At 66.6% G+C, this 25340-nt stretch carries 26 protein-coding genes; 13 read left to right on the top strand and 13 right to left on the bottom strand.

The window, feature by feature from the left end:
* Position 1: 1 nt before the first annotated feature.
* The 5 genes from ACWEO2_RS24615 to ACWEO2_RS24595 form a co-directional block, all read right to left on the bottom strand.
* Positions 2-1138, bottom strand: coding sequence for an Mrp/NBP35 family ATP-binding protein (locus ACWEO2_RS24615; protein ID WP_452407446.1), 1137 nt, complete (start codon positions 1136-1138; stop codon positions 2-4).
* 20 nt (positions 1139-1158) lie between these two features.
* Entirely contained in the window at positions 1159-2022 is an 864-nt protein-coding gene (locus ACWEO2_RS24610) for a lytic transglycosylase domain-containing protein (RefSeq protein WP_452407445.1), read from the bottom strand.
* Positions 2023-2162: 140 nt separating this feature from the next.
* Positions 2163-3398 (bottom strand): lytic murein transglycosylase, encoded by a 1236-nt coding sequence (locus ACWEO2_RS24605; protein ID WP_452407444.1) that lies wholly within the window; start codon positions 3396-3398, stop codon positions 2163-2165.
* Between the two features lie 357 nt (positions 3399-3755).
* On the bottom strand, positions 3756-4364 hold the full coding sequence (locus tag ACWEO2_RS24600; protein ID WP_452407443.1) for a DUF1003 domain-containing protein: 609 nt from the start codon (positions 4362-4364) through the stop codon (positions 3756-3758).
* Positions 4339-5655 carry a magnesium transporter MgtE N-terminal domain-containing protein gene (locus ACWEO2_RS24595; RefSeq protein WP_452407442.1) on the bottom strand — a complete coding sequence of 439 codons (1317 nt, stop codon included), beginning with the start codon at positions 5653-5655 and terminating at the stop codon, positions 4339-4341. Before ACWEO2_RS24595 ends, ACWEO2_RS24600 begins: the two co-directional genes overlap by 26 nt.
* A gap of 65 nt (positions 5656-5720) precedes the next feature.
* On the opposite strand from ACWEO2_RS24595, the gene ACWEO2_RS24590 reads away from it, so the two are divergent.
* Genes ACWEO2_RS24590 through ACWEO2_RS24580 form a run of 3 tightly spaced genes read left to right on the top strand, consistent with a single transcriptional unit; the run spans position 5721 to position 7785 of the window.
* On the top strand, positions 5721-6692 hold the full coding sequence (locus ACWEO2_RS24590) for an HpcH/HpaI aldolase/citrate lyase family protein (RefSeq protein ID WP_452407441.1): 972 nt from the start codon (positions 5721-5723) through the stop codon (positions 6690-6692).
* 12 nt (positions 6693-6704) lie between these two features.
* Entirely contained in the window at positions 6705-7199 is a 495-nt protein-coding gene (locus ACWEO2_RS24585; protein ID WP_452407440.1) for a general stress protein, read from the top strand.
* Between the two features lie 4 nt (positions 7200-7203).
* On the top strand, positions 7204-7785 hold the full coding sequence (locus ACWEO2_RS24580) for a suppressor of fused domain protein (RefSeq protein WP_452407439.1): 582 nt from the start codon (positions 7204-7206) through the stop codon (positions 7783-7785).
* 9 nt (positions 7786-7794) lie between these two features.
* On the opposite strand, the gene ACWEO2_RS24575 is transcribed toward ACWEO2_RS24580, so the two are convergent.
* Positions 7795-8871 (bottom strand): magnesium and cobalt transport protein CorA, encoded by a 1077-nt coding sequence (locus ACWEO2_RS24575; RefSeq protein ID WP_452407438.1) that lies wholly within the window; start codon positions 8869-8871, stop codon positions 7795-7797.
* Positions 8872-8933: 62 nt separating this feature from the next.
* Here ACWEO2_RS24575 and ACWEO2_RS24570 point away from each other — a divergent pair, with 62 nt between their 5' ends.
* From ACWEO2_RS24570 to ACWEO2_RS24555, 4 genes are all read left to right on the top strand, one after another.
* Positions 8934-9788, top strand: a complete 855-nt coding sequence (locus tag ACWEO2_RS24570; protein ID WP_452407465.1) for a PHP domain-containing protein — start codon at positions 8934-8936, stop codon at positions 9786-9788.
* On the top strand, positions 9785-10051 hold the full coding sequence (locus ACWEO2_RS24565; RefSeq protein WP_354950487.1) for a hypothetical protein: 267 nt from the start codon (positions 9785-9787) through the stop codon (positions 10049-10051). The genes ACWEO2_RS24570 and ACWEO2_RS24565 overlap by 4 nt, the downstream gene beginning before the upstream one ends.
* Before the next feature lie 51 nt (positions 10052-10102).
* Positions 10103-11725 (top strand): FAD-dependent oxidoreductase, encoded by a 1623-nt coding sequence (locus ACWEO2_RS24560; RefSeq protein ID WP_452407437.1) that lies wholly within the window; start codon positions 10103-10105, stop codon positions 11723-11725.
* Between the two features lie 437 nt (positions 11726-12162).
* A complete protein-coding gene (locus tag ACWEO2_RS24555) occupies positions 12163-13359 on the top strand; it encodes an NAD(P)-dependent malic enzyme (RefSeq protein WP_452407436.1) in 1197 nt (398 codons plus the stop codon).
* 60 nt (positions 13360-13419) lie between these two features.
* On the opposite strand, the gene ACWEO2_RS24550 is transcribed toward ACWEO2_RS24555, so the two are convergent.
* Positions 13420-13836, bottom strand: coding sequence for a CBS domain-containing protein (locus ACWEO2_RS24550; protein ID WP_355176882.1), 417 nt, complete (start codon positions 13834-13836; stop codon positions 13420-13422).
* A gap of 229 nt (positions 13837-14065) precedes the next feature.
* Between ACWEO2_RS24550 and ACWEO2_RS24545 the strand changes: the two genes are divergently transcribed.
* Both ACWEO2_RS24545 and ACWEO2_RS24540 read left to right on the top strand, forming a co-directional pair.
* Positions 14066-14275, top strand: coding sequence for a toxin-antitoxin system HicB family antitoxin (locus ACWEO2_RS24545; protein WP_354950493.1), 210 nt, complete (start codon positions 14066-14068; stop codon positions 14273-14275).
* Complete coding sequence (locus tag ACWEO2_RS24540; protein WP_452407435.1) at positions 14272-14631, top strand: type II toxin-antitoxin system death-on-curing family toxin; 360 nt, start codon at positions 14272-14274, stop codon at positions 14629-14631. The genes ACWEO2_RS24545 and ACWEO2_RS24540 overlap by 4 nt, the downstream gene beginning before the upstream one ends.
* A 42-nt stretch (positions 14632-14673) precedes the next feature.
* On the opposite strand, the gene ACWEO2_RS24535 is transcribed toward ACWEO2_RS24540, so the two are convergent.
* The 4 genes from ACWEO2_RS24535 to ACWEO2_RS24520 are packed head-to-tail and all read right to left on the bottom strand — an operon-like array spanning position 14674 to position 18141.
* Positions 14674-15390 (bottom strand): ABC transporter permease, encoded by a 717-nt coding sequence (locus ACWEO2_RS24535; protein ID WP_452407434.1) that lies wholly within the window; start codon positions 15388-15390, stop codon positions 14674-14676.
* Positions 15387-16055: an ABC transporter permease gene (locus tag ACWEO2_RS24530; protein ID WP_452407433.1), complete on the bottom strand. Its 669-nt coding sequence runs from the start codon at positions 16053-16055 to the stop codon at positions 15387-15389. The genes ACWEO2_RS24535 and ACWEO2_RS24530 overlap by 4 nt, the downstream gene beginning before the upstream one ends.
* The gene (locus ACWEO2_RS24525) at positions 16052-17200 is read right to left on the bottom strand and encodes an ABC transporter ATP-binding protein (protein ID WP_452407432.1); all 1149 of its coding nucleotides are present in this window, start codon (positions 17198-17200) and stop codon (positions 16052-16054) included. Before ACWEO2_RS24525 ends, ACWEO2_RS24530 begins: the two co-directional genes overlap by 4 nt.
* An 8-nt stretch (positions 17201-17208) precedes the next feature.
* A complete protein-coding gene (locus tag ACWEO2_RS24520; protein ID WP_452407464.1) occupies positions 17209-18141 on the bottom strand; it encodes an ABC transporter substrate-binding protein in 933 nt (310 codons plus the stop codon).
* A gap of 211 nt (positions 18142-18352) precedes the next feature.
* On the opposite strand from ACWEO2_RS24520, the gene ACWEO2_RS24515 reads away from it, so the two are divergent.
* The 3 genes from ACWEO2_RS24515 to ACWEO2_RS24505 all read left to right on the top strand — a co-directional run bounded on the left by ACWEO2_RS24515 (position 18353) and on the right by ACWEO2_RS24505 (position 21745).
* Positions 18353-19258 carry a glycine betaine ABC transporter substrate-binding protein gene (locus ACWEO2_RS24515; RefSeq protein WP_452407431.1) on the top strand — a complete coding sequence of 302 codons (906 nt, stop codon included), beginning with the start codon at positions 18353-18355 and terminating at the stop codon, positions 19256-19258.
* Positions 19259-19437: 179 nt separating this feature from the next.
* Positions 19438-20166, top strand: coding sequence for a PadR family transcriptional regulator (locus tag ACWEO2_RS24510; protein WP_452407430.1), 729 nt, complete (start codon positions 19438-19440; stop codon positions 20164-20166).
* Between the two features lie 97 nt (positions 20167-20263).
* Positions 20264-21745, top strand: a complete 1482-nt coding sequence (locus ACWEO2_RS24505) for a DHA2 family efflux MFS transporter permease subunit (protein WP_452407429.1) — start codon at positions 20264-20266, stop codon at positions 21743-21745.
* An 88-nt stretch (positions 21746-21833) separates the two neighbouring features.
* On the opposite strand, the gene ACWEO2_RS24500 is transcribed toward ACWEO2_RS24505, so the two are convergent.
* Positions 21834-23654: a molybdopterin-dependent oxidoreductase gene (locus ACWEO2_RS24500; RefSeq protein ID WP_452407428.1), complete on the bottom strand. Its 1821-nt coding sequence runs from the start codon at positions 23652-23654 to the stop codon at positions 21834-21836.
* Positions 23655-23711: 57 nt separating this feature from the next.
* A complete protein-coding gene (locus ACWEO2_RS24495; RefSeq protein ID WP_452407427.1) occupies positions 23712-24266 on the bottom strand; it encodes a CGNR zinc finger domain-containing protein in 555 nt (184 codons plus the stop codon).
* 88 nt (positions 24267-24354) lie between these two features.
* Between ACWEO2_RS24495 and ACWEO2_RS24490 the strand changes: the two genes are divergently transcribed.
* On the top strand, positions 24355-25233 hold the full coding sequence (locus tag ACWEO2_RS24490) for an alpha/beta fold hydrolase (RefSeq protein WP_452407426.1): 879 nt from the start codon (positions 24355-24357) through the stop codon (positions 25231-25233).
* Positions 25234-25340: the final 107 nt, after the last annotated feature.

Below are 25340 nucleotides of genomic sequence, written 5' to 3'. Positions count from 1 at the left end.
GCTACAGGTGGCGCGTCGTATCGATGCCGAGTGACATGCCCGCGAGTCCACGACGGCGGATCGCGAGTTTGTCGGAGACCTCGAGCAATGCCTTGGCGGCCGGATTCTCCGGATCCCGCAGCACGATCGGCGTGCCCTCGTCACCGGACTCGCGCAATGCCTGCTCGATCGGAATCTGGCCCAGCAGCGGCACATTGGCGCCCACCGCACGGGTGAGGCGTTCGGCGACGGACTGGCCGCCACCGGAGCCGTAGAGTTCCATCCGGGTGCCATCGGGCAGATCGAGCCAGGACATGTTCTCGATGACACCCGCGATCCGCTGCCGCGTCTGCAGCGCGATCGCACCGGCGCGCTCGGCGACCTCGGCAGCCGCGGGCTGGGGCGTGGTGACGACCAGGATCTCCGCATTCGGGATCAGCTGCGCGATGGAGATCGCGACATCGCCGGTGCCGGGCGGCAGATCGAGCAGCAGCACGTCCAGGTCGCCCCAGAACACATCGGCGAGGAACTGCTGCAGCGCCCGGTGCAGCATCGGACCGCGCCACACCACCGGCGTATTGCCCTGGGTGAACTGCGCGATGGAGATCAACTTCACATTGTGCGACTGCGGCGGCATGATCATCCGCTCGACCTGGGTCGGCCGCGCGTCGGTGCCGAGCATCCGCGGAATCGAGTGGCCGTAGATATCCGCGTCCAGTACACCGACCGACAGACCGCGTGCAGCCATGGCGGCGGCGAGATTGACTGTGACACTGGACTTTCCGACGCCGCCCTTCCCCGAGGCCACCGCGTACACGCGGGTCAGCGAACCGGGCTGGGCGAAGGGGATCACCGGATCGGCGGAGTCGCCGCGCAGCTGCTTGCGCAGGTTGGTGCGCTGCTCGTCGTTCATGATGTCGAGCTCGACCGTGACGGCACCGACGCCAGCGACGTCGGCCACCGCCTTGGTGACCCGCTGGGTGATCTCGGTGCGCAGCGGGCAGCCCGCCGTCGTCAGGTAGACCTCGATATGGACATTGCTATCGGCACCGATCGCGATGCTCTTCACCATGCCCAGTTCGGTGATCGGTTTGCGGATCTCCGGGTCGTCGACCTTCGCGAGGGCTCCCCGCACATCCGCTTCCGTAACCACTGGCATGGCACAAATTTTACGTTGTGTCAGATTCGCGGCAGGTCACCGGGCTTGGGTGCGATACCGGAGGCATAGGATCCGGCCCATGCCATCACATTGGCGACGTAGGCCATGGAGTTGTTGTAGCGCAGAATCGCCCGCGTCTGCTGGCTGAGATCGCGCATGTTCAACCCGCCGTCGCACAGGTACTTGCCCGCGGTCAGCGCCGCGTCGAACAGGTTCTGGGGATCGGCGATGCCGTCGCCATTGCCGTCGGCGCCGTAGCGCTTCCAGGTCTCCGGCAGGAATTGCATGGGGCCGATGGCGCGGTCGTATCCGCTGAGTCCGTCCAGCGCGCCGTCGTCGGTATCGCCGACGACGTGATTGCCCGCGAGGCTGCCGTCGAGAACCGGTCCATAGACAGGTGTGAGCGGATTGCCGTCGGCGTCGGCCTTGCCGTAGGCGTGGGTCGATTCGACCCGGCCGATTCCGGCGAGCAGATACCACGGCATTCCGCAGACGGGATTCTCGGCGGCGAGTGTGCGTTCGGCATTCTGGTAGGCCGCGACGGCGACGCCGGGAATGCCGAGCGGGCCGGCCGGCAGCGCGGCCGGTTGCCTACCATCCGGCAGCGCAACGGTTTTCACGATCGGCGGTGCACTCCGTGCCTGCTTTGCCATTGCGTGAGCGACGAATTCGGTCGTCGCCGCTGGTTCCGCGGCGGCCGCGAGTCCGAGCGCCTGGTCGTCTTGATCGTCGCCCGGAACATGTTCCAGGACAGACGATGCGGTCGGATCGAGCGTGCCCGCGGACGCGGCGACGGCCACGAACCCAGCGGGAACCAATCCGGTCAATGCGATAACGGAGCTGCGCTTGATTGTCGCAGGCGACTGTTTCCGATGACGCCCCACTGTGCGGTGACCCTCCATTGACTCTGCAGCGAGTCCTTCGTGATGGAACGAAGTAGAGGCTACCGCATTCGAGACCTTTTTGTTACTGCTTCGTTATCGGGTTCCGGTGTGGCGTAACGGTTCGGGTATCTGTCCTGGTATCAGCGCTGCGGGACCGGCGCGGGCAGCGGGATGACGATGCCGAACGGCAGCGTGATGCCCGGTGCGGGCGGCGTTGCGGGTTCTGTCTGTGTCGGCTCCGCTGCGTCGGGCAGGCCGGGCTCCGGCGTCTTCTCCGGCGTGGTCTCCGTCGATTCCCCCGGCGACTGTGGGGGAGTCTGCGCATTGGGCGCGGGCTGTGCCGCGCCGGGCCCCGGCTGGGCGGCGCCGGGTTGGGCCGCACCGGGTTGGGCCGGAGCGCAGTTGGCGGCTTGTGGCTGTGGCTCGGGCTGATCCGGGTGCGCGGGATCCTTCGGCTCGCCCTTCGGGTCGCCATTGCCAGCACCGAAGGTCTGCGCCGGTGCGATGGGTGACTGGGCCGGATCGCCGGGCGGGGGCAGCTGCGCCGGCGCCGCCTGCTGCGGTTCGCACGGCGGCTTGGGCGCGGGTAGCGGACAGAAGATGCCGCACGGGATCGGCGGCAGACCGGGGATGGTGATCATCACCTGGGTCGGCGTCGGGATGGTCACCGTATTCGCCGGCGGCGGCTCGGTGGTGGTGGTCGGCGATGTGGTGGATGCGGCCAGCATGTCCGTGCCCGCCGTGATCGCCCCGCTGCCCGGCGGAATGAGATCGGGGGAGATGCGCACCTGGCTCGGGGTGCCGCCGGTGCGGTAGGCCATCGACCAGCTCAGTACATTGGCTGCGTAGGCGAGCGAGTTGTTGTAGCGCAGCACCGCGCGCAGTTCCTGTTGCGGATCGCGCAGGTCCAACCCGCCCGAGCAGAGGTATTTGCCCGCGGCGAGGGCGGCGTCGAAGACATTGTGCGGATCGGCGACGCCGTCACCATTGCCGTCGGCGGCGTACAGACTCCAGGTGCCCGGCAGGAACTGCATCGGACCGATGGCGCGCACCGCGGTGCCGTCGGCGGCCCTGATCACCTGGTTGCCCGGCAGGGTGCCGTCGAGGGCTGGGCCGAAGATCGGGGTCACCGTGGTGCCCGCGGCGTCGGTGCGACCGCCGCCCGCATGTCCGGATTCGATCCGGCCGATACCGGCGAGCAGGCTCCAGGACAGACCGCAGCTGGGCATCGAGGATTCCAGTGCGAGTTCGGCATTGCGATATGCCGCGAGCACGATTTCCGGGATGCCGAGCGCGCCGCCCGTGGCCGGGAGCGAGATGTCGTGCAATGGCACCGAACCCGCGAACAGTGGTGTGCCACCGGCAAGCGGGGTCATTGCTCGAAGTTTGCGGGGAGCCTCCGGCGTGACCGAAAGGAGACCGACTGTCCGAGACAATGGCGCCTCGCCCGTACTGTCGGATGCCCCGTTGGCGACGGCTCGACCGGTCGACACGGCGAGCAGAGCTTCAGGGGCTTTGTCAGGAGTACTGGACTGTGTGACGTTGGTTGCCGAGCCGGTGGCGACCAAACCAGCGACGACCAGGGCCGAGAGGGTTATCGGAGCGGATATTCGCATTCGGCCACACCATTCCTCGACGTCGTGGAGCTGCTGTCCGGGACATCCCCTGCCCGGCGGCTCGGGACAACGCCGTCCAGGTTACCCGCGGGTCAGAACGTTGTTGAGCATTTCTTGTCAATCGTCAGCAACTGGCGGTGAAACCGGAACCGTGCCCTGCTTTCGGCCGGAGCTTTTCTTGCGATTACTCTTTGCGGGTTTATCCGACTGCGACTCGCGATCCGGGGCCTCGGCGGCCTCGATCCGTTCCAGTACCTCTCGCATTTCCTCCAGTTCGCGCCGGACATAGTCGCGCGTAGCAACCTCGCCGATCGCGATCCGCAGCGAAGCGAGTTCGCGGGCAAGGAATTCGGTATCGGCCTTGGTCTGGGCGGCCCGGCTCCGGTCCTCCTCCAACGACACCCGGTCGCGGTTGTCCTGTCGGTTCTGCGCCAACAGGATCAGCGGTGCCGCATAGGCGGCCTGGGTGGAGAACGCGAGGTTGAGCAGGATGAACGGATACGGGTCCCAGCGCAGCGTGATCACGAAGATGTTCAGCAGGATCCAGATGACCACCACGATGGTCTGGATCGCCAAATAGCGTCCGGTGCCGAGGAATCGGGCGACCCGCTCGCTGGAGCGGGCCATCGCCTCGGCGTCGTAGTCGAAGCGGAACCGCGATTCCACCGGCGTCTCGAGGCGCTGACGCGCTGGACTCTTCTCACTCACGGTCGGCTGTCCCCTCATGCCGCTCGGCCGCCTGGTGCGCCATATCGTGCGTATCCTCCTGCTCGCGCCAATCCTCCGGCAGCAGATGGTCGAGCACATCGTCCACGCTGACCGCGCCGAGCAGGTGGTTCTCCTCGTCCACGACCGGTCCGCAGACCAGGTTGTAGGTCGCGAAATAGCGGGTCACCGCGCCGAGTGGGACATCTGGGCGCAATGGGGCCAGATCGGTGTCGAGAATGCCGCCGACCAGATGTGCGGGCGGTTCGCGCAAAAGTCGCTGCAAGTGGACCGAGCCGAGGAACCGGCCGGTCGGTGTGGCGGTTGGCGGGCGCACCACGAACACCATGGAGGCCAGCGCCGGTGTCAGATCCGGGTTGCGCACCCGGGCCAGCGCTTCGGCGACGGTGGTTGCCGGGGTGAGGATCACCGGTTTCGGGGTCATCAGACCGCCCGCGGTATCCGGCGAGTGCTGCAGCAGTCGGCGGACCGGTTCGGATTCCTCCGGATCCATCAGTGCCAGTAGCGATTCCCGCTCGCCCGTCGGCAGTTCGCCGAGCAGGTCCGCGGCATCGTCGGGGTCCATGGCCTCGAGCACATCGGCGGCTCGGCCGACCTCGAGGTGGCCGAGCAGATCGACCTGATCGTCATCGGGAAGTTCCTGCACCACGTCGGCGAGGCGCTCGTCATCGAGCGCGATCGCCACTTCGACGCGCCGCTTCTCCGGCAGTTCGCGTAGTAGATGTGCGACGTCGGCGGGGCGCAGACCCTCGAACTGTTCGAGCAGTTGGGTGACGTCCTGGCCCGGCCTGCCGATTTCGTATGGGGTCAGCCCGCTGACCTGGGTCCAGTCCACCACGTGTACGGTGCGGCGGCGCCCGAGCCTGCGATGTCCGCGCACCGCGACCCTGGTCACTCGCCAGTCCCTGGTCCGGGTCTGCTCGATGCCGAGATCGACAACGAGCACATCGACATCCGCGACATCCGGCAGATCCGGATCGTCAACGCGCACCGAGGAATCGACGATCTGCGCGAGCGCGAGCATTTCGCCGGGCCGCTGGGTGAAGCGGCGCAGGCTTACCGTGCCGGTATTGAGCGCGACAGCACCGGGTTCGATGGTGGTGACCCGCAGCATCGGCACGAAAATCCGTCGCCGGGACGGCAGTTCGACGACGAGGCCGTGCACGCGGGGCTGCTGGCGGTCGTAGCGGATGGCCACGACGACGTCACGGATGCGGCCGATAGACTCGCCGTCCGGGCCGAGTACCACCAGCCCGGCGAGTCTGGCGACGTACACCCTGGTTGCTGCCATGGTTGTCAGGTTAGAGGGTGCGCGGACCGGTATTCGCACCATGCCCACGATCGACGGGAGTGATCATGAAGCCGCGCCGCTCGGTGCTCGCCTGCCCCGGCAGCAGCAAGAAGATGATCGATAAGGCCAAGGGGCTGCCGGTCGACGAGGTATTCCTCGATCTGGAGGACGCGGTCGCGCCCGCCGCCAAGGCCGAGGCCCGCGCGAATATCGTGGCGGCGCTGAACGACTCCGGCTGGGGTAGCCAGCTGCGAGTGGTGCGGGTCAACGACTGGACCACCGAATGGACCTACACCGATGTGATCACGGTGGTCGAGGGTGCGGGTGCGGCCCTGGACGCGATCCTGCTGCCGAAGGTCACCGATGCCGGTCAGGTGCGGGCACTGGATCTGCTGCTCACCCAGTTGGAGAAGGCGAGCGGGCTAGCGGTCGGCCGGATCGGTATAGAACCGCAGATCGAAAACGCGCTGGGATTGCGCAATATCGATGAGATCGCCACCGCGAGTCCGCGGGTGCAGGCCCTGGTCTTCGGTCCGGCCGACTTCATGGCCAGCATCAATATGCGCACATTGGTGGTCGGCGAACAGCCGGAGGGCTATGACACCGGCGATGCCTACCACCACATTCTGATGACCATCCTGCTCACTGCCCGCGCGCACGGACTGCAGGCAATCGACGGCCCCTACCTGCAAATTCGGGATATCGATGGATTTCGCAGGGCGGCCGGACGCACCGCCGCGCTCGGTTTCGACGGCAAATGGGTGTTGCATCCCGGACAGATCGAGGCCGCGAACGAGATCTTCAGTCCACGCCAGGCCGATTACGATCGCGCCGAGCTGATTCTGGATGCCTACGCCTTCCACACCTCCGAAAAGGGCGGTGCGCGCGGTGCGGTAATGCTCGGCGACGAAATGATCGATGAAGCCAGCGCCAAGATGGCTCGGGTAATCGCCGATAAGGGCCGAGCGGCGGGGATGCGGAGATCCACAGAGATGGGGACGACGCGTTTCACACCCCCGAACATGGGTTCGGAATAGCAGAATAGAGATATGACGAATCCCTTGGGGAACTCGAATCGTGCGCGCCAGGGCCTGCCGACGCCGCCAACGGGCTGGCCGGTCGGCTCGTATCCGACCTATGCCGAGGCGCAGAAGGCGGTCGATTTCCTGGCCGATAACCAGTTCCCTGTGCAAGACGTGACCATCGTCGGCGTCGACCTCATGCAGGTCGAACGCGTGCTGTACCGACTGACGTGGGGCAAGGTGATCGGCGGCGGAGTGGTTTCGGGCGCGTGGCTCGGCCTGTTCCTCGGCCTGCTGCTGAGCCTGTTCACCACCACCACCGGCGGTTTCGCGCCGGTGCTGGTCGGCCTGGTCGGCGGCATCATCTTCGGCGTCATCTCCACCTCGATCCCGTACGCGGCGACCAAGGGACAGCGCGACTTCGCCTCCACCATGCAGTTGGTGGCGGGCCGCTATGACGTGCTGTGCGACCCGAAGTCGGCCGAGCAGGCTCGGGACATGCTGGCGCGGTTGGCGATCTGAGCGCATGGAAGTAGTGGAGAAGGTCCGCACCGAGGTGCTGGACCACTTCGGTGTGGCATCGACGGGTGTCGACTCCGCGTCGGTGACCTTCCTCGGGTTGGAGCCCATCGAGATCCTGCGCATCCCGGGCGAGGAGCTGGTGCACTACGTAACCCTCGGCGGCTCCCGCCATCCCATGGGCGATCCCGGTGACCTGCACGCCGATCCGGTGCGCGGGCCGCGGGCCGAACTGGTGTTGACACTGCGCGCGGGAGTCGGCGCGAGCTCGGGGCTGGCCCGCACACTCGGTGTACTGGTCGCGGCGCCCGCCGTGGAAGGCGTTGTGCTGCAAGCCGATGCGCTACTCGACATCGGCGAGCCGATGTGGCGCAATGCGCCGTTCACCGCGGTGTTGTTGGGCGAGAGCGACATTCCCGAGGTGGTGTTGCCCGAGCCAGCCGAGCCGGTGCGGTATTTCGCGGTGGTACCGGTGACCGCGACCGAGGCGGCCTGGGTGCGAGTACGCGGTGCGCAGGCGTTGCGCGAGGCCTGGGCGGAGGCGGGTATCGATGTGCACGATCCCGCGCGAGGCGCTGCGGCGCTGTAGCTTCGGTCGTCAGAGCCAATTGTTGCGGTGGAAGTTGACGTACAGCCCGGTGCAGACCACTGCGATGAGCAACAGCACGGCCGGATAGCCCCAGACCTGTTTCAGCTCCGGCATATGCTCGAAGTTCATGCCGTAGATCCCGGCGATCATCGTCGGCACCGCGGCGATCGCGACCCACGCGGAGATCTTTCGCATATCGGTGTTCTGCTGGACACCGACCTTGGCGAGTGCCGCGGTGATCAGTGCGCTGAGCGCCTCGTCGAAATCGTTGATCCGCTCGGCCACCGCCGTGTGATGATCGGCGACATCGCGGATATATCGCCGAACCTCCTTGGGCAACGGCATTGCGGTGTTGCGGCCGAGTGCTTCGAGCGCGGTCCCGAGCGGATTCACCGCTCGCCGTAGCTCAACGACCTCACGCTTGAGCTGATAGATCGATTCGACGGACACTTTGCTACGCGGCGTAAAGATCTCCTCTTCCATCTCGTCGATATCGTTCTCGACCGACTGGGCGACCTCGACGTAGGAATCCACGACGTGATCGGCGACCGCGTGCAGCACCGCGCCGGGGCCGTACCCGAGCTGCTCGGGTTGGCACTCCAATTCCTTTCGGACACCGGCCAATCCGGTGTGCTCGCCGTGCCGGACGGTGACCGCGAAATTCGGTCCGGTGAATACCATGATGTCGCCGGTCTCGACGATCTCGCTGATCGAGTGGATTTCGTGCGGGACATAGCTGACGGTGCGCAGTACGAGGAACAGGGTGTTGTCGTAGCGTTCCAGCTTCGGTCGCTGATGGGCGTGGATGACGTCTTCCACGGCCAGCGGATGCAGATCGAAGGTCTTGGCGATATCGGCCATCTGGTACTGGTCCGGGTCGTGCAGCCCGACCCATACGAATCCGGTTCCGCGGTTGCTGACCTCGGCCATCGCGTCCGTAGGACTGAAGTGGCCGGGCAGTCGCCGGCCGTCGATGTAAACAGCGCAATCGACCACCGCACGCGCGGTGGGGACCGGGATATGGGGCAGCGGCGTGCGCGCTCGGCCCTGGCCGCGGAACGACGGTAGCGGCGGAATGGATGGCACCGCTCGATGCTACGTCGGCTGCGCCTGCGGCTCGCGACGAGCGGCACGGTATGAAAGAAGGCGTGCGCATCGACCTGCATACCCATTCGACCGCGTCCGACGGCACCGATACCCCGGCCGAACTCGTCCGGAACGCGGCGGCCGCGGGACTGGACGTCGTCGCGATCACCGACCACGACACCACCGCGGGGTGGAGCGCGGCGGTCGACGCGCTGCCGAAGGGGTTGACGCTGGTCCGCGGTATGGAGATGTCGTGTATCGGCCTCGGCGAGGACGGGTGGCCGGTTCCGGTGCACCTACTCGCGTACCTCTTCGATCCGACCGATCGGTGTTTCGCCGACGAGCGCGAGCGCCTGCGTGCTGAGCGGGTCGAGCGTTTGCGCGCGATGGCCGAGCGGATGCAGGCCGACGGACTACCCATCGATCCGGACGCGGTGCTGGCCTCTGCCGGACCGTCCGCGGGCCGCCCGCACCTGGCGCGTGCCCTCGTCGAGGCCGGAGTGGTGCCGAGTGTGGACGCGGCCTTCACCGAATTGCTGGCCCCGCATGGTCGCTACTACGCGGAAAAGGCCGATACGCCGCTGCGCCGGGCCGTCGAGATGATCGCGACCGCCGGTGGCGTCAGCGTGCTCGCGCATACCAGGGCGCGCAAGCGGGGCCGGTTGCTCGCGCTCGACGAGATTCGCGAACTCGCCACCCTCGGACTCGGCGGGCTGGAGATCGCGCATCCGGACCATTCCGCGGCCGACCGGGCGCTGCTCGTCGATCTGTCCGCCGAACTCGGCCTCATCACGACCGGTTCGTCGGACTATCACGGCGCGAACAAAACCATCCGGCTCGGTGAATTCACCACCGATCCGGCGCAATTCGAGGAACTTGCGGGCAAAGCCACGGGAGTGCCGGTGATCGCCTCGTGAGAGTGCTGCGCGGACTCAGCGGAATTGTTGCCGGTGGGATGTTCGTGCTCGCCCTCGTCGTTGTCGGTACCGCGGTCATCGCTGCTCGGCGCGATTTTCCCGGACCCGGTGGGGAATCGGTGACATGGCATGTCGCCGCATCCGTAATCGGCGTCGGCGCACAGATCTTTTCGGATCGGCATCGGGGTTTTGCTGCTTTCTCCGGATCGATGGTCGTTTTCATCGTCGCCGGATTATTGCTCTGGACGCAGTGGTGGAGCTGATATCTCGGTAATGGTTGCGGCCACGTGAATTGTGGTCGAACATTTCTCTTTGTGACTGAATGCGAGACGGATGTGCTCGTCCTCGGCGGCGGTCCCGCCGGGGTTTGGGCCGCCGTCTCCGCCGCCACCGCGGGCGCTCGGGTGGTACTCGTCGACAAGGCGCGCTGCGGTGCCAGCGGACCCACCGCATGCGGGACGACATCGCTGTGGAATATCCCGCCGGGACCCGCCAGGGACGATGCGGTGCGGCGCGCCTATGCGCACGGCGGCGGACTCGCCGAACCGGAGTGGATGCTGCGAGTGCTCGACGAGACGCATCGGCGGGTCGAACAGCTGGCCCAGTGGGGCTATCGGTTTCCAGGGGAGGGCAGTGGCCCCGATGCCCGGGGGCCATCGTTGCGCGTCTACCTGGACGGCATGAGCTACCTGCGCCGGATGCGCCGCAGCGTGCTGCAGGCGGGGGTGCACGTGCTCGATTATCATCCCGCGCTGCAATTGCTCGTCGATCGCGACGGTGCGGTCACCGGGGCGGTCGGCGTGCAGCAGCTCAATGGTTTTCGCCCGTGGACCATCCGGGCCGGGGCCGTTGTCGTCGCCACTGGCGGCTGCGCCTTCCTGTCCGGGGGCGCTGGCACCGATGTCGATACCGGCGACGGACTGCTGCTGGCCGTCGAAGCGGGCGCGGAATTGTCCGGGATGGAATTCTCCAGCGCCTACGGACTTGTGCCGGTGCTGTCCGCATCCCGCGATGCGGCGTTCGCACCCGGGCTAGCACTGCATTTCGCGACGCTCTACGACGAATCCGGCGCGAAGATCACCGGTCATCGTGCCGCGGCGTTCGCCGCGATCGCCGATGGCCGCCGGATCTACGCCGCATTGGAAGATGTGCCGTACCCGGTCCGGCGCTGGCTGTCCCGGCAGGGCCTGGTCGACCGCACCCGCCGGGTGCCGCTGCGCGCGGTGCTCGAGGGCACCGTGCGCGGGACCGGCGGGCTGCGCATTGCCGGGGTGGACTGTGCGACCACGGTGGCCGGACTCTACGGCGCGGGCGATGTGATGACGCGCGAGCCGATCACCGGTGCGGTCAGCGGCTTCGGCGGTCAGGGCGGAGCCTGGGCCATCGCCTCGGGGGTATGGGCGGGTAAGGGTGCGGCCCGGTTCGCGCGCGGTCGCGGCCGGACCGGGCCGGTGCGCGAGCTGGCGGGTGCCGGACTGAACCCGGTGGCCCGCATTGATCCGCGTGCGGTGGTCGGGCTGGTGCAGGAGCACACCCTGCCGCTGCGCCGCAGCTACTGGCGCAGCGCGGGGAGTCTGCGCGACAGCATCGCCGAGCTCGACGCCATGTGGCCGGGCGCCGAATTCGATCTGGGCGGATTCGGCGCGGATCGGCTGCGGGCCAGGCAGGCGGCGGCACTGCTGGCGGTGGCGCGCTGGACCAAATACAGTGCCCTGGCGCGCACCGAGAGCCGCGGGATGCACCGGCGCACTGATCATCCCGGCGCCGCGGCGGATTGGCGGGTGCGGTTGACCTCCGGGGGGCTCGACACGGTGTGGGTGCGATCGGACCCGCGCCAGCCCGCTGCACAACTCGCCGCCGTGCCCGAAGTCGCCGCGGTGCTGCCCGAACCCGAGGCCGGTCCGGATCTCACCGCGGCCGATCCGGTCCCGTTGTGACAGCTCACGGGATACCGCTACCGAACTGCGAGTTTCTGCTTACCCCCAGGTAATTCGGACGACCTACCCTCGAAAGATGACGCTCGGCCGGAACACGACACGCCGGTTTGGCAATGCGTCGTCCCAGCTGGCAGAATGTTGCGGATTCCCGCCTACGCCACCGCCGGGTTCGGGAACATCGGCGATCTCCGCCTCGCGACGCACCGTCGCGTCCCGAGGATCCCCCCGCACGTTCTATCCGGACACACCCGTTCGGCCCTCGCTCTGCGGATCAGTGCCGCGCCACATTTCGGTATCGGACCGTCGGTCTTTCGACGCCTGCGGTCCGACTCGAAACGCCCCGGTCAGCGCACTCGATGAGCGTATGAATCAGCCAATACCCATTACCCGGCGGTAACCCGTCCCCCGGTTTGTCCGACCCGAGCAGGAGTGAAATCGTGTCATCTGTGACTGACGCACCGAATGCCACTGCAAGCCTTTCTGAAATCACGCACGACGAGATTTTCGCGGGACATCTCGGTGGCAAACTATCGGTCGAACTCACCGCGCCGCTGGACACCCAGCGCGACCTTTCCATCGCCTACACCCCGGGCGTGGCCAAGGTCAGCCTGGCCATCGCGGAGGATGAGGCGCTGACCAAGCGCTACACCTGGACCGACCGTTTGGTCGTCGTGGTGAGTGATGGCACCGCGGTGCTCGGTCTCGGCGATATCGGCCCGCGCGGCTCGTTGCCGGTGATGGAGGGCAAGGCGGCGCTGTTCAAGAAGTTCGCCGGACTGAACTCGATTCCGATCGTGCTCGACACCAAGGATGTCGACGAGATCGTGGAGACGATCGTCCGGCTGCGCCCGAGCTTCGGCGCGGTGAACCTGGAGGACATCTCGGCGCCGCGCTGCTTCGAGATCGAACAGCGGCTCATCGAGGCGCTGGACTGCCCGGTCATGCACGACGACCAGCACGGCACCGCCATCGTGGTGCTCGCCGCCCTCAATGGTGCGGCCAAGGTGCAGGGCCGCGCCATCGACGATATGAAGGTCGTGGTGTCCGGTGCCGGCGCCGCCGGTGTGGCGTGCACGAACATCCTGCTCGCCGCGGGTGTCAAGGATGTGACCGTGCTCGATTCGAAGGGCATCGTCAGCCGGGACCGCGGCGACCTCAACGAGGTGAAGGTCGAACTGGCGCAGCGCACCAACCCGCGCGGGCTGACCGGTGGTGCGGCCGAGGCGCTGGCCGGTTCCGATGTGTTCCTCGGACTTTCCGCGGGCACCATCGCCGAGGAACTGATCGCCTCGATGGCGCCGGAGTCGATCGTGTTCGCCATGTCGAACCCGAATCCGGAGATCCACCCCGATGTCGCGCACAAGTACGCCGCGATCGTGGCCACCGGGCGCAGCGACTTCCCGAACCAGATCAACAATGTGCTGGCCTTCCCCGGCGTCTTCAAGGGTGCGCTGGACGCGGGCGCGCGCCGGATCACCGAGGGCATGAAGATCGCCGCCGCGGACGCCATCCTCAGCGTGGTCGCCGATGAAATCAGCCCCGACAAGATCGTGCCGAGTCCGCTGGACCCGCGCGTCGCCCCGGCCGTTGCCGAGGCCGTCGCCGCCGCGGCCCGCGCAGAGGGTGTCGCATAACCTGATCTCGCAAATACGGGGCCGTTCACAGTGCTGGACGGCCCCGTATTTCGTTGTGCGTCAGTGCGGTACGGAGACGGCCGAGACGAATTTCGCGACTTGGGCGTCGGTGAGGTTCTTGGCGATATCCGATTCGCAGATCATGCCCACCAGGCGCTTCTTGGCATCGACCACCGGGAGCCGCTTTATCTGGTCCCGCTCCATCATGTTGAGCACTTCGCTGACGTCGGCGTCGTCGGATACCCAGCGCGGCGTGCCCTCCGCCAGATCACCGGCCCGGACCTTGCTCGGATCATGGCCCATCGCAACACATTTCACAACGATGTCACGGTCGGTCAGCATGCCGACCAGCCGGTCGTTGTTGCCGATCGGCAGGGCGCCGACATCCAGCCGGCGCATCATCTGCGCGGCCCGGTCCAGCGTCTCGTCGGCGGGAATCCATTCCGCATCGGCGTGCATGATGTCGCGAGCCTTCATGGAGCGACTGTTCACAGCAAACCTCCTCGTCTCAGGTGAATGAACCATGGGGTAACGACGACTCTGTCCCGTCACATAGTGACCCCGATCACAGTGTTGGTCAACGTGGAGTTGCTGACGGTCTGCTGGTGGTGGAGCAAGATCGCGGCGTCATCGGCCTGAATTGCGTTCGGCGCCGATGCGCCGATTCGCGCTGCGCGCCGTCGACAGTCGTTGGTATCATTTTGGTATGACAACGATCAGTGTCCGTCTACCCGATGAGATCCACGCCCGGATCACGGCGGCGGCGGAGGCTGACCACATCTCGGTGAACTCCGCCCTCGTGCAAGCAGCCGAAGCCTGGGTCGAGGCGCAAACTCAGCGCGCGCGCAGCCGAGCGCTGATGCGGGAGATCATGATCGAGGATGCCGAGTTGCTGGCCCGGTTGGGCGACGAGTGACGCCGGACGTTCTGCTTCTTGTCAATTCGGCGGTACTCGGTGGGAAACCAGAAATCCGCGACGCGGGCCTGGTAGCCGCGGCCGCGGCGCGGCCACATGCCAACCTGTCCGGCGCGGAGAGCTATCCGTCCATCGAAGAAAAGGCGGCGGCACTGCTGCATTCGATCGTGCGCACCCGGCCGTTTCAGCGCGGCAATACGAGCACCGGATGGGTTGCGCTCCGAATGATGTTGCGTTGCCACGGAAAACGCCCTGGACTCACGGCCACCGAAGCCTTCGACCTGTTGGAAGAACTTCGGGCAGTCGACTTGTCTGTTCCTGAACTCGTTGCGGCGCTACGTGTTATCGACGACTGAGCATCGGGGTGTGCAACAGAACCAGTTACCGGTGACCGTCGTTCACTCCGAGGTTTGCATGATGGCGGCCGGTGTGACTATCGCACGGTTCGCGCGGCGCAGGCGGCTGGTACCGGGGGCGCTGACCCAGACCGCGAAGGCGAGCAGGCCGTCCATGAGCATGGCGAGGGCGGCGACCAGGAGGGCGCCGACCAGGACGCGGTCGTAGCGGTAGACCGCGATGCCGTCGAAGATGTAGCGGCCCAGTCCGCCCAGGTTGACGAAGGCCGCGATGGTCGCGGTGGCGATGACCTGGAGGGTGGCTCCGCGCAGGCCGGTGAGCAGGATCGGCAGTGCGTTGGGCACTTCGACGCGGAACAGTATCTGGCGTTCGGTCATGCCCATGGCGCGTGAGGCATCGACGACATCGGCTGGGACATTGGCGATTCCGGCGTAGGCACCGGCCAGCAGCGGCGGAATGCCGACCGTGACCAGCGCGAGCAGCGGCGGGATCAGCCCGAGACCGAGCAGCAGCACCAGGAAGGTGAGCAGGCCGAGGGTTGGCAGGGCGCGCATGGCATTGGCGAATCCGACGAGTACTGCCGAACCGCGGCGGGTGTGCCCGATGACCAGGCCGAGCGGTAGCGCGACCGCCGCGGAGAAGACAATGGTCAGGAAGCTATACCAGAGGTGCTCGCCGATGCGGTGGTCGATGCCCGCCGGGCCGTTCCAGTTAGCGCTGTCGGTGAGGTAGTGCCAGGCATCGATGAAAAGGTTCATGCAGCAGCGCCTTTCGCCTTCGCGGCCCGGGCGTCGGCGCGCACCCACGGGGTCGACCAGCGGCCGAGGGCGTATACGAGCCGGTCGAAGATCAGCGCCAGCGCGAGGGTCACGATGATGCCAGCGATGATTTCGTCCGGATAGTCGCGCTGATAGCCCTGGGTGAAGAGTTTGCCGAGCCCGCCGACGCCGATCAGCGCACCGACCGAAACCATGGCGATATTGGTGACCACCACGACCCGCAGGCTGGATACGAAAACCGGTATGGCCAAAGGCATATCGACGGTCAGCGTGCGGCGCAGCGAACTGAAGCCGACGGCGTCGGCGGCATCGATGACGGTGGGCGATACCGAATCCAGCGCCGTCGGCACCGCGATCACCAGCAGCGCGGTCGAGTAGACGGTGAGCGCGATGATCACATTCAGCGGGTCGATGGTCGTTATTCCGGCCAGCGGCGGAATGATCACGAACAGCGCCAGTGACGGAATGGTGTAGGACAGACTGGCCACCGTCACCGTGATCCGCCGCAGCCAGGACACCCGGCGTACCAACGCCCCCACCGGAATCGCGATGATCAGACCGAGTACGAGCGGCATCAGCGCCAGATACAGATGGGTCCTGGTGAAACCCATGATCTCGGCGAAGTTGTCGATCAGATATCTCATGCGCTCTCGGTTTCGAAGAAGTGCCGATTGCGCTCGTCATCCTCCGCCGTGCGCTGCCCGGCGAGCTGTTCGAGTACCTCGGGAGCCCGGATGCCGCCGCGTGCGGCACCCGAATCATCTACGGCGACACCGATTCCCGACGGAGACGAGATCGCCGCATCCAAGGCCTGCCTGAGGTCACCGCCCGGCGGGAACAGCGAGCCACCCGCCGCGATGCTGTCGTGCAAGGCCCGGCCGGCCCGGATGCCCTCGACGCCGGTGACATCGATCCAGCCGCGCGGCACTCCGGAATCGGTGACCACCAATACCCATTCGCCGCGTTCCAGGCGCAGCTCGGCGAGTTCGGATTCGGTCGCGGTGTGAATCTCGTGCAGTACCAGGCTGTCCGCGCTGCGGAACGACAGTGCGCGGTAGCCGCGGTCGCGTCCGACGAATCCGGCTACGAAATCGGTTGCGGGCGCGGCGAGTACGCGTTGCGGTTCGTCGTATTGCTGCAGAATGCCGCCGGGGCCGAAGACCGCGATCCGGTCGCCGAGTTTGACCGCCTCATCGATATCGTGGGTGACGAAGACGACGGTCTTGTGCAATTCCGCTTGCAGGCGCAGCATTTCGGCCTGCAATTCCTCGCGCACCACCGGATCGACCGCGCTGAACGGTTCGTCCATCAGCAGCACCGGCGGATCGGCGGCCAGTGCCCTGGCCACCCCGACTCGCTGCTGCTGGCCGCCGGAGAGCTGAGCCGGATACCGGTTGGCCAGCGAGCGGTCCAACCCGACCCGGTCCAGCACCTCGAGTGCGGCCGCCCGGGCCGCGCGGCGCCGAACCCCTTGCAGCACCGGCACGGTCGCGACATTGTCGATGACGGTGCGGTGCGGCAGGAGTCCGGCGCTCTGGATCACGTAGCCGATACCGAGCCGCAGCTCGACCGGATTCACCGTCGAAATATCTTCGCCGCCAACAGTGATGCTGCCCGAACTGGGCGTGATCATCCGATTGATCATCCGCATCGAGGTGGTCTTGCCACAGCCCGACGGTCCGACGAAGACGGTGAACGAACCGGATTCGATGCGCAGATCGAGTTCGGAGACGGCGTGGGTGCCATCCGGATAGGTCTTGCTGATCCGGCTGAATTCGATATCGGACACGCTGGCTCCTACTTGGTCGGCGTGTTCAGCCCCTGGGCGGTGACCCATTGCTGTGCCGCGGCCTTGGGTTCGGTCTTGCTGTTTCCGGAGACCGCCTCATTGAGCTTGATCAGCTCGTCGGTGGTGAGTTTCGCGGAGACGGCATTGAGCGCGGCGAGCGCCTTATCGGTCTTCTTGGCGGCAGTGAACAGCGGCACCACATTCTGGGCCGGGAAGTTGTGCTTCGGATCCTCGAGCACCACCAGGTTGTTCTGCACGATCGCGGGGGAGGTGGTGAAGATATCGGCCGCGGTCACCGTGCCGTCGACCAGCGCGCGCACGGTCGCCGGGCCGCCGCCATCGGCGATCGGCACGAAGTTGTTCGCGGCGATATCGAGGTTGTAGTTCTTCTTCAAACCGGGCAGGCCGCCTGCGCGCTCCTGGAATTCGGCAGGCGCGCCGAATTTCACCTCGGCCGAATGCGCGGCCAGATCGGCGATGCTGTGCAGGTTCCAGCGCTCCGCGGTGGCCTTGGTGACCACAACCGCATCGGAGTCCTGACCGGGTGCCGGGGTGCCGATGGCCAGATCGGAGCCGACCGCCTTGGCGAGTGCGGTGTCGACGTCGGCCGAGCTGGTCGCGGTGGCGTTCTTGTCCAGATACTGCAGCAGGTTGCCGTTGTAGTCCGGGATCACCGAGATCGCGCACTGGCGCAGCGCCGGGATGTAGGCCTCGCGGCTGCCGATATTGAACTTGGTGTCGACCTTGAATCCGTTGACGCGCAACACTTCCGCGTAGATATTCGCGACCGTCTCGGACTCCGGGAAGTTCGCCGAACCGACGGTCAGCCCGTCGCCGTCACAATTGCCCTTGGCCGCAAGCGGATCGGAGCTGCCGCAGGCGGACAGGATCATGGCGGCGGCCAGTGCCGCGGCGGCGACGAGAACGCGGGCGGTGCGCAGCGTCAGCCGCAGCGCGAACCGCCCGTGCCTCGCGGCATCGGGGGTGATCGTGGATTTCACTGGAGTCCTTCCGGCATGGACGGGCGGTGCAAGGAGCCGTGTACGCACGGCCACCCGGTACATTCTGGTAGTTCATACTGCCCGTTGCATGGTGTTCCTGTTCGCTACGGAGAGTTGGTGTCCCCGGATGGTATTGGCCGCGTCGAGGCGGATGCTGGCACGACTGATGGTCGTGACGGCCGTCACGCTGGCCGTTTCCTGCGGAAACGACGATCCGGGACCGACGATAGCGGTCGGCGCGGGCGATTCGATGGAATCAAATCTGCTTGCGCAAATTTATGCGGGGGCGCTCGCGCGGACCGGTGCGCGCACCTCGGTGGCTGCAGATCTCGGTCGCCGGGCGGACTATCTGGCCGCATTGGACGCGGGCACCGTGACGGTGGTCGGTGAACACAGTGGCGAACTGCTCACCTTTCTCAACGCCGGGGCACAAGCCCGCAAGCCGGAGGTCACCACCGACGTGGCGGACAAGTCGACGGCGGCGCGGCTGTCGGTGACCGAGGAGTTGAACCGGTCGCTGCCGGAGGGGCTCGCGGTATCCGATCCGGCCGACGGTACCGATATGCGATCCCGGGTGCTGCTGACCGAAGCCGCGGCGATCCGCGATAACGTGCGATCGATCGGCGCGCTCGCGCCGCGGTGCGATGCGATCGAAGCCGGGGTGGCACCGGTGCCGGATGTGCTGTCAGCACCGGGCCCGGTGCGGATCGCCGGTTGCGATTTCGCCGGGACCAGGCCCTATCCGGATGTGGCTGCGCTGCGAAAGGCGTTGTTGGACGGCGAGATCCAGGCCGGAATCCTGACCGGGCCATCCGCTTTGGTCCCCGGTGCGACCGACGGGCTGACGATCCTCACCGACGCCGACTACGCGGTGCGTGCCGAGAATGTGCTGGCGGTCTACCGCAAAGGTCTGCTCGACGATCGGCAGATCAAGAAGCTGAACTACGTCGCAGGTGAACTCACGACCGATGAGTTGGCGCAGATGATCCGCCAGGTGCGCGATGGCGCGAATGCCGCTGAGGTGGCCCGAGCCTGGTTGGACACGCACGCGCTCTAGCCGCGTTTCATCGGAAATCCCCGGTCACGACGACCCGAGCGGTTCACGCTCGGGTCGTTTGCTATGTCGCCCATCACATTTCCGTGAGATGGCGCCCTCTTGTGGCGCGACTGATCCGCGCCGTATATTCCACGTGGAGTATTTGGTGTGGAGTATGTCGGCGGCTGCGGCTAGCGTGCGTGCTCTCGGAACTCGATATGTGGGAGGTGACCGAAATGGGGCAGCACGCGCGCCCTACGGTGACGCCATTGGCGATCGCCGTGCTCGCGCTGCTCGAGGAGCGGCCCATGCATCCCTACGAGGCGTTTCAGCTCTTGATCGCCCGTCGTGAGGACATGTTGGTGAAGGTGCGGCCGGGCTCGCTCTATCACACGGTGGCGCGGTTGGCCGATCAAGGATTGGTGCGCGCCGAGGGCGTCGACCGGGACGGGAACCGGCCGGAACGCACCATCTACCGGATCACCGAAAGCGGCCGGGAGACATTGCGTTCCAGGATTGCCGAAATCCTGCGCAATCCCGCGCGGGAGTATCCGGTGTTCCCGGTCGCGCTCCAGGAGGCACACAACCTCCCCGCGCAGGAGGTGCTCGGGTTATTGCGCGAGCGTGTGGAGAGGTTGGCGCATGAGCTCACGGACGTGGAGATGATGAGTCAGTGGGCGGGTGTGCATGCCGTGCCGCGTCGCTACTGGATCGTGCTCCCGTATCTGCACGCCACCATCACGGCCGAGATCGCCTGGGTCAACAACCTGATCTCCGAACTGGACAGCGGCGAGATGGAGTGGGAGGAATTCGATCCCGACACCGGCGTTCGGATCACCGAGCACGAGCACCCCTGGTCCGCTGCCGGAAATCCTGAACCGCCCCCGGTGCCGCGCGACTGGTCCGAGACCAGCGCGTCACCGCCCTGATGCGCACCGGTGTGCGCGAGGCCAATGGCCGCGCACCCGGCCGACCCGACCTGTCCTGCGTCATCACGAACAGACATCCGAGATTGGAACCGAATTCATGACCACCCAACGCAATCCGTGGCTAGCGCTGTCAGCGCTGGTCGTCGGCTTCTTCATGATCCTGCTGGATATGACCATCGTCGCGGTTGCCAATCCGGCGATCATGAAGGATCTGCAGGCCGACATCTCCCAGGTGATCTGGGTGACCAGTGCCTACCTGCTGACCTACGCGGTACCGCTGCTGGTGACCGGCAGGCTCGGCGACCGTTACGGGCCCAAGAACCTGTACCTGGTCGGCCTGGCCGTCTTCACCGCAGCCTCGCTGTGGTGTGGTCTGTCCGGATCGGTCAGCATGCTGATCGCCGCGCGGGCCGTGCAGGGACTCGGCGCCGCGATGATGACGCCGCAGACCATGGCGGTCATCACCAGGACCTTCCCGCCGGATAAGCGCGGTGCGGCCATGGGTCTGTGGGGTGGCGTCGCCGGTCTCGCGACGCTGGTCGGTCCGATCCTCGGCGGTGTGCTGGTCGACGGGCTCGGCTGGGAGTGGATCTTCATCGTCAATGTTCCGGTCGGCATCGTCGCCTTCGCGCTGGCGGTATGGCTGGTGCCCGCGCTGCCCACCAATGAGCACAAGTTCGACGTCCCGGGTGTCGTGCTCAGCGGTATCGGTCTGTTCCTGCTGGTATTCGGTATCCAGGAGGGCAATACCTACGACTGGTCGCTGCGCATCTGGCTGATGATCGGCGCTGGCCTGGCTGTGCTCGCGGTGTTCCTGGTGAACCAGTCGCGCAATACCGGCGAGCCGCTGTTGCCATTGGGGCTGTTCCGCGATCGCAACTTCGCGCTGTCGAATGTGGGCATCGCGGCGATGGGCGCGGCGGTCACCTCGATGATGGTGCCCTTGTACTTCTACCTGCAGGCTGTGCGGGAGATGTCGCCCACCAGGTCGGCCCTGGTATTCGCGCCGATGGCGATCCTCACCGGCGTCAGCGCGCCGATCATCGGCAAGATCTCCGATAGGTTCCACCCGCGCATCGTGCCGACCATCGGATTCATTGGGTTCTCGGTCTCGGTCTTCTGGTTCGCGGCCGTGATGTCGCCGCATTCGTCGATCGTGTGGCTTCTGCTCGGGGCCGCGCTGGCCGGTGTCGCCAACGCCTGCATCTGGGCGCCGCTGGCTTCCACTGCCACCCACAACCTGCCGATCCACCTGGCCGGTGCGGGTGCGGGTATCTACAACACCACCCGCCAGGTGGGTTCGGTACTCGGCAGCGCCGCGATCAGCGCCCTGGTTGCGGCCCGCATGACCGCCAACGGCCTCGGCGGCGGCAAGATCTCCGAAGGCGGTGCGGGACAGGGGCCGATCCCGGAATTCGTCAAGGACGGCTTCAGCACCGCCCTCAGCCAATCCGTCCTGCTCCCCGCGGGCATCCTCTTGATCGGCGTCATTGCCTCGGCCCTGTTCGTGCGCCACGGTCAGTCCGCCACACCCGGCCCGAAGACCGACCTGGCCAAGTCCGACTCGGTCGCCGCCTGAGTCGTCGGTGCTGCGCCCCGCTGGCCGATCGGTCCGCGGGGCGCACGCGATTCTCGAGCGGAATCGTTGGCGGGCGGCTGACTTCGGATCAGCCGACGGTGACCGTGGTAGTGGGGTACCCGGTGGCGCCGTCGGGGACTACGGCGCGGCGTTCTTCGGTTTGGGTTTCGCCGGTGCCATCGGTGGCGCGGGCGCGGATGGTGTGGGTGCCGGGGGTGGCGTTCCAGTCGTAGACCCATTGGCGCCAGGTGTCGATGGATTGTTCGGCGGACAGGCGGGCGGGTTGCCATGGGCCGTTATCGATTTGGACTTCGACGGCTCGGATGCCGCGGTGCTGGGCCCAGGCGACGCCGGCGATGGCGGTGCTGCCCGGTTGCAGCTTGGTGCGGGCGCGGGGTGTGTCGATGCGGGTGCCGGTTTTGATGGGGCCGAGGGCGGACCAGCCGCGGCGGGTCCAGTAGGCGGTCGCGCGGTCGAAGCGGGTGATCTCCAGTTCGGTGACCCATTTGGTGGCGGAGACATATCCGTAGAGACCGGGCACGACCAGGCGGGCCGGGTAGCCGTGCGCGACCGGGAGGGGTTCGCCGTTCATGCCGACGGCCAGCAGTGCGTCGCGGCCGTCGGCGAGTACGGCCAGTGGGCTGCCCGCGGTGAAGCCGTCGATGCTGTGCGACAGCACCATATCGGCGTCCGGGTGCGGCCCCGCCTCGGCGAGTAGTTCGTCCAGGCGGTAGCCGCGCCAGCGCGCGTTGCCGATCAGATCGCCGCCGACCGGATTCGATACACATGCCAGCGTCACCAACGTCTCGACCGGTGTGCGCTTGGCGAGATCGGCCCAGCTGAGCTGGATTTCGCGATCCACCATCCCGTGAATTCGCAATGACCAATCGTCGATGGAGACCTGCGGCACGATGAGCGCGGTATCGATGCGGTAGAAGTCGCTATTGGACGTCAGATACGGCGTCAGTCCCGGCAGCTTCAGATCCGCGTCGGGTGCGAGCGATACCGTGGGCCCACTCGGCTCCGGCAGCTGGACCGCCGCCCGCTCACCGGACACATCCCGCCGCCGCACCCCGATCAGCCGTCCACCCACCCCACTGAGCAACGCCAACCCACCCGCAATGGCAATGCCCTGCAATACCTGTCGCCGCTGCGGCATTGCCGCGGTTCCGGTCGTCGAACTCTCTGCCCGAGCGGGTTTCGGCTCGGGCGCTGCGGCGCCAGCACTGGCCGGAGGGGCTTCCGGCGCACTCGCATCGGAGGAATCATCTTGATCCGCACCGATTCTCGGTTCCGCCGATGCGGCAGGTGCCGCAGTGCCGGACGCGGCAATGCCGCTTGCCGCGTGCTGGGTCGAGGCATCATCGGCTGCCTGATCGTCGGCTCCGGGGGCCAGCGGTTCGGCCGTATCGCGGCGCACCGCGTCATCGCGGGATGCGACGACCGGTGTCGGGGTAGGCGGTTGTACGGCTTCCTTTGCGGCTGCCGCGTCGTCGATGTAGGCGGTCAGGACCCGGAGGGCGTAAATGCCCGCGGCGACGCCGATTACGGTGGGCCAGGCGGACGAGAAACCGTTGCGGCCGATGGCGATGGCGGCGGTGAGCAGGCCGAGGGCGGCCAGCAGCCAGGTTCCTCGGGGGTGCGCTGTGCGCTCGATGGCGCCGATGAATCCGGCCACGAGTACGGCCACGAGTGCCATACAGGCGAAGAGCAGGGTCTTGTCGTTGGTGCCGAAGGTCTGGATAACCCATTCGCGCAGGCCGTCGGGGGTGTGGTCGATGACGGTCGAGCCCATAGCGTTGGCGGGTGCGCTGTCGGGGCCGGTAAAGGCGGCGACGAGTTCGGCGATGCCGAGTGCCAGACCGGCGGCGACGATGCCCGCCGTCACCCGAAAGCGCAGTTCAGCCATGGTCCGAGCGTACTGCCGGGCGCGGTCGGGGAGTATGACCATTCGGTGACGTGAATATCAATCGGCCTTGTGCCGCTGGTAGTAGCGGGCAACGCGGACCCGATTGCCGCAGCGGTCGGGTGAACACCAGCGCCGCCGCGGGTGGGCGGGCAGGAACAGTAGGACGCAATCCTCGGCCTCGCAGCGCCTCAGCTTGCCGATCGATGGGTCGGTGAACAGGTCGATGGCGGCCTCGGCCAGCACGGCGGCCAGTTTTTCGGCCGACGTGCCGTTGCGATGCGTGTTTGCGGTGACCGCATTGCCGTCCCAAGCCAGCTGCCGGATGGCGGGCGCGGCAGCCTGGGCGGTATTGAGTGCGCGCAGTGCGTCGGCGGGCGGGCGGCGATCGTGCAGCAGTGCGTCGAGCACGGAACCGATATGGTCGCGCACCGCATGCACCGCGGCGAGGTCGGCGGCGGTCGGATGCGTTACGGCCAGCTCCGGAAGCCGTGCGGCTTGCAGCGCAAGCCAATTCGCGAGGTGCTCCGGGGTATCCAGCAGATCGGTGCCGGTCGGCCGGGTGTTGACCAGGTCCAGTGCCAGCGGCTCGCCGATCAGCGGGGCTTCGTTCATATGGCTAATGGTACATCTGCCGATTGACACATTAGTGAGGGATCGGCTAGAACTAATGCATCATCACGGAGAGAAAGCATGTGAAGCCATGATCGAGCTGCCAGCCGTCCAGCACCGCCGCATCGATGTCGACGGTGTCGAGGTCTTCTACCGCGAATCGGTTCCGCACCGCGCCGACGCTCCGGTGCTATTGCTGCTGCACGGTTTCCCGTCGGCCTCGCACCAGTTCCGCAGGCTGTTCGATGTGCTCGGCGCGCAGTACCGGCTGATCGCCCCGGACTACCCGGGCTTCGGAAATACCACCGCACCAGCCGATTTCGAGTACTCCTTCGACCGGCTGGCCGATGTGGTCGAGGGTTTCGTAGAGCGGCTCGAACTGCGCGAGTTCGCGATGTACATCTTCGATTTCGGCGCTCCGATCGGCCTGCGCATCGCGCTGCGCCACCCCGAATGGATCAACGGGCTCATCGTCCAGAACGGCAACGCCTACGAAGCGGGACTCTCGGATCTCGCCCGCGACTTCACCGCACTGCGTCCCGAACAGGAAGGGGCCGAGGACACCATCCGCGGACTGCTCACGCTGGAAGGCACCCGCGGTCAGTACGAGCAAGGCGTCCCCGATCCGAGCGTGCTCGCCCCGGAATCATGGATCCTCGACCAGTACTTCCTCGACCTCCCCGGCCGTAAAGAGGCCCAGGTAGCCCTGGCCTTCGACTACAAGTCGAATGTCGCCGCCTACCCGCAGTGGCAGCAGTGGCTGCGCAAGTACACCCCATCCGCCCTGATCGTCTGGGGCTCGAACGACCCCTTCTTCCCTGAACCCGGCGCCCACGCGTACCGCGCGGATCTCCCCGACGCCGAACTGCACGTCTTCGATACCGGCCACTTCGCCCTGGAGACGCACCTGCCCGAAATTGCATCGCTGATCGCCGATTTTCTGGACCGGCTCCCGACGCGGGAGCGCTGAGCGCGTTCGCCGATCCCGTTGTCCGCCGCTATGTCTCGGGCATCGGCCTCAGCGCCTGTTCCGGACTCGCATCAGCCGGGGAATGAGCGCTCGGGGCCACAGTTCAG

It is taken from the genome of Nocardia sp. NPDC004278 (genome assembly GCF_053602975.1).
This window is presented reverse-complemented; position numbering and strand designations above follow the sequence as displayed.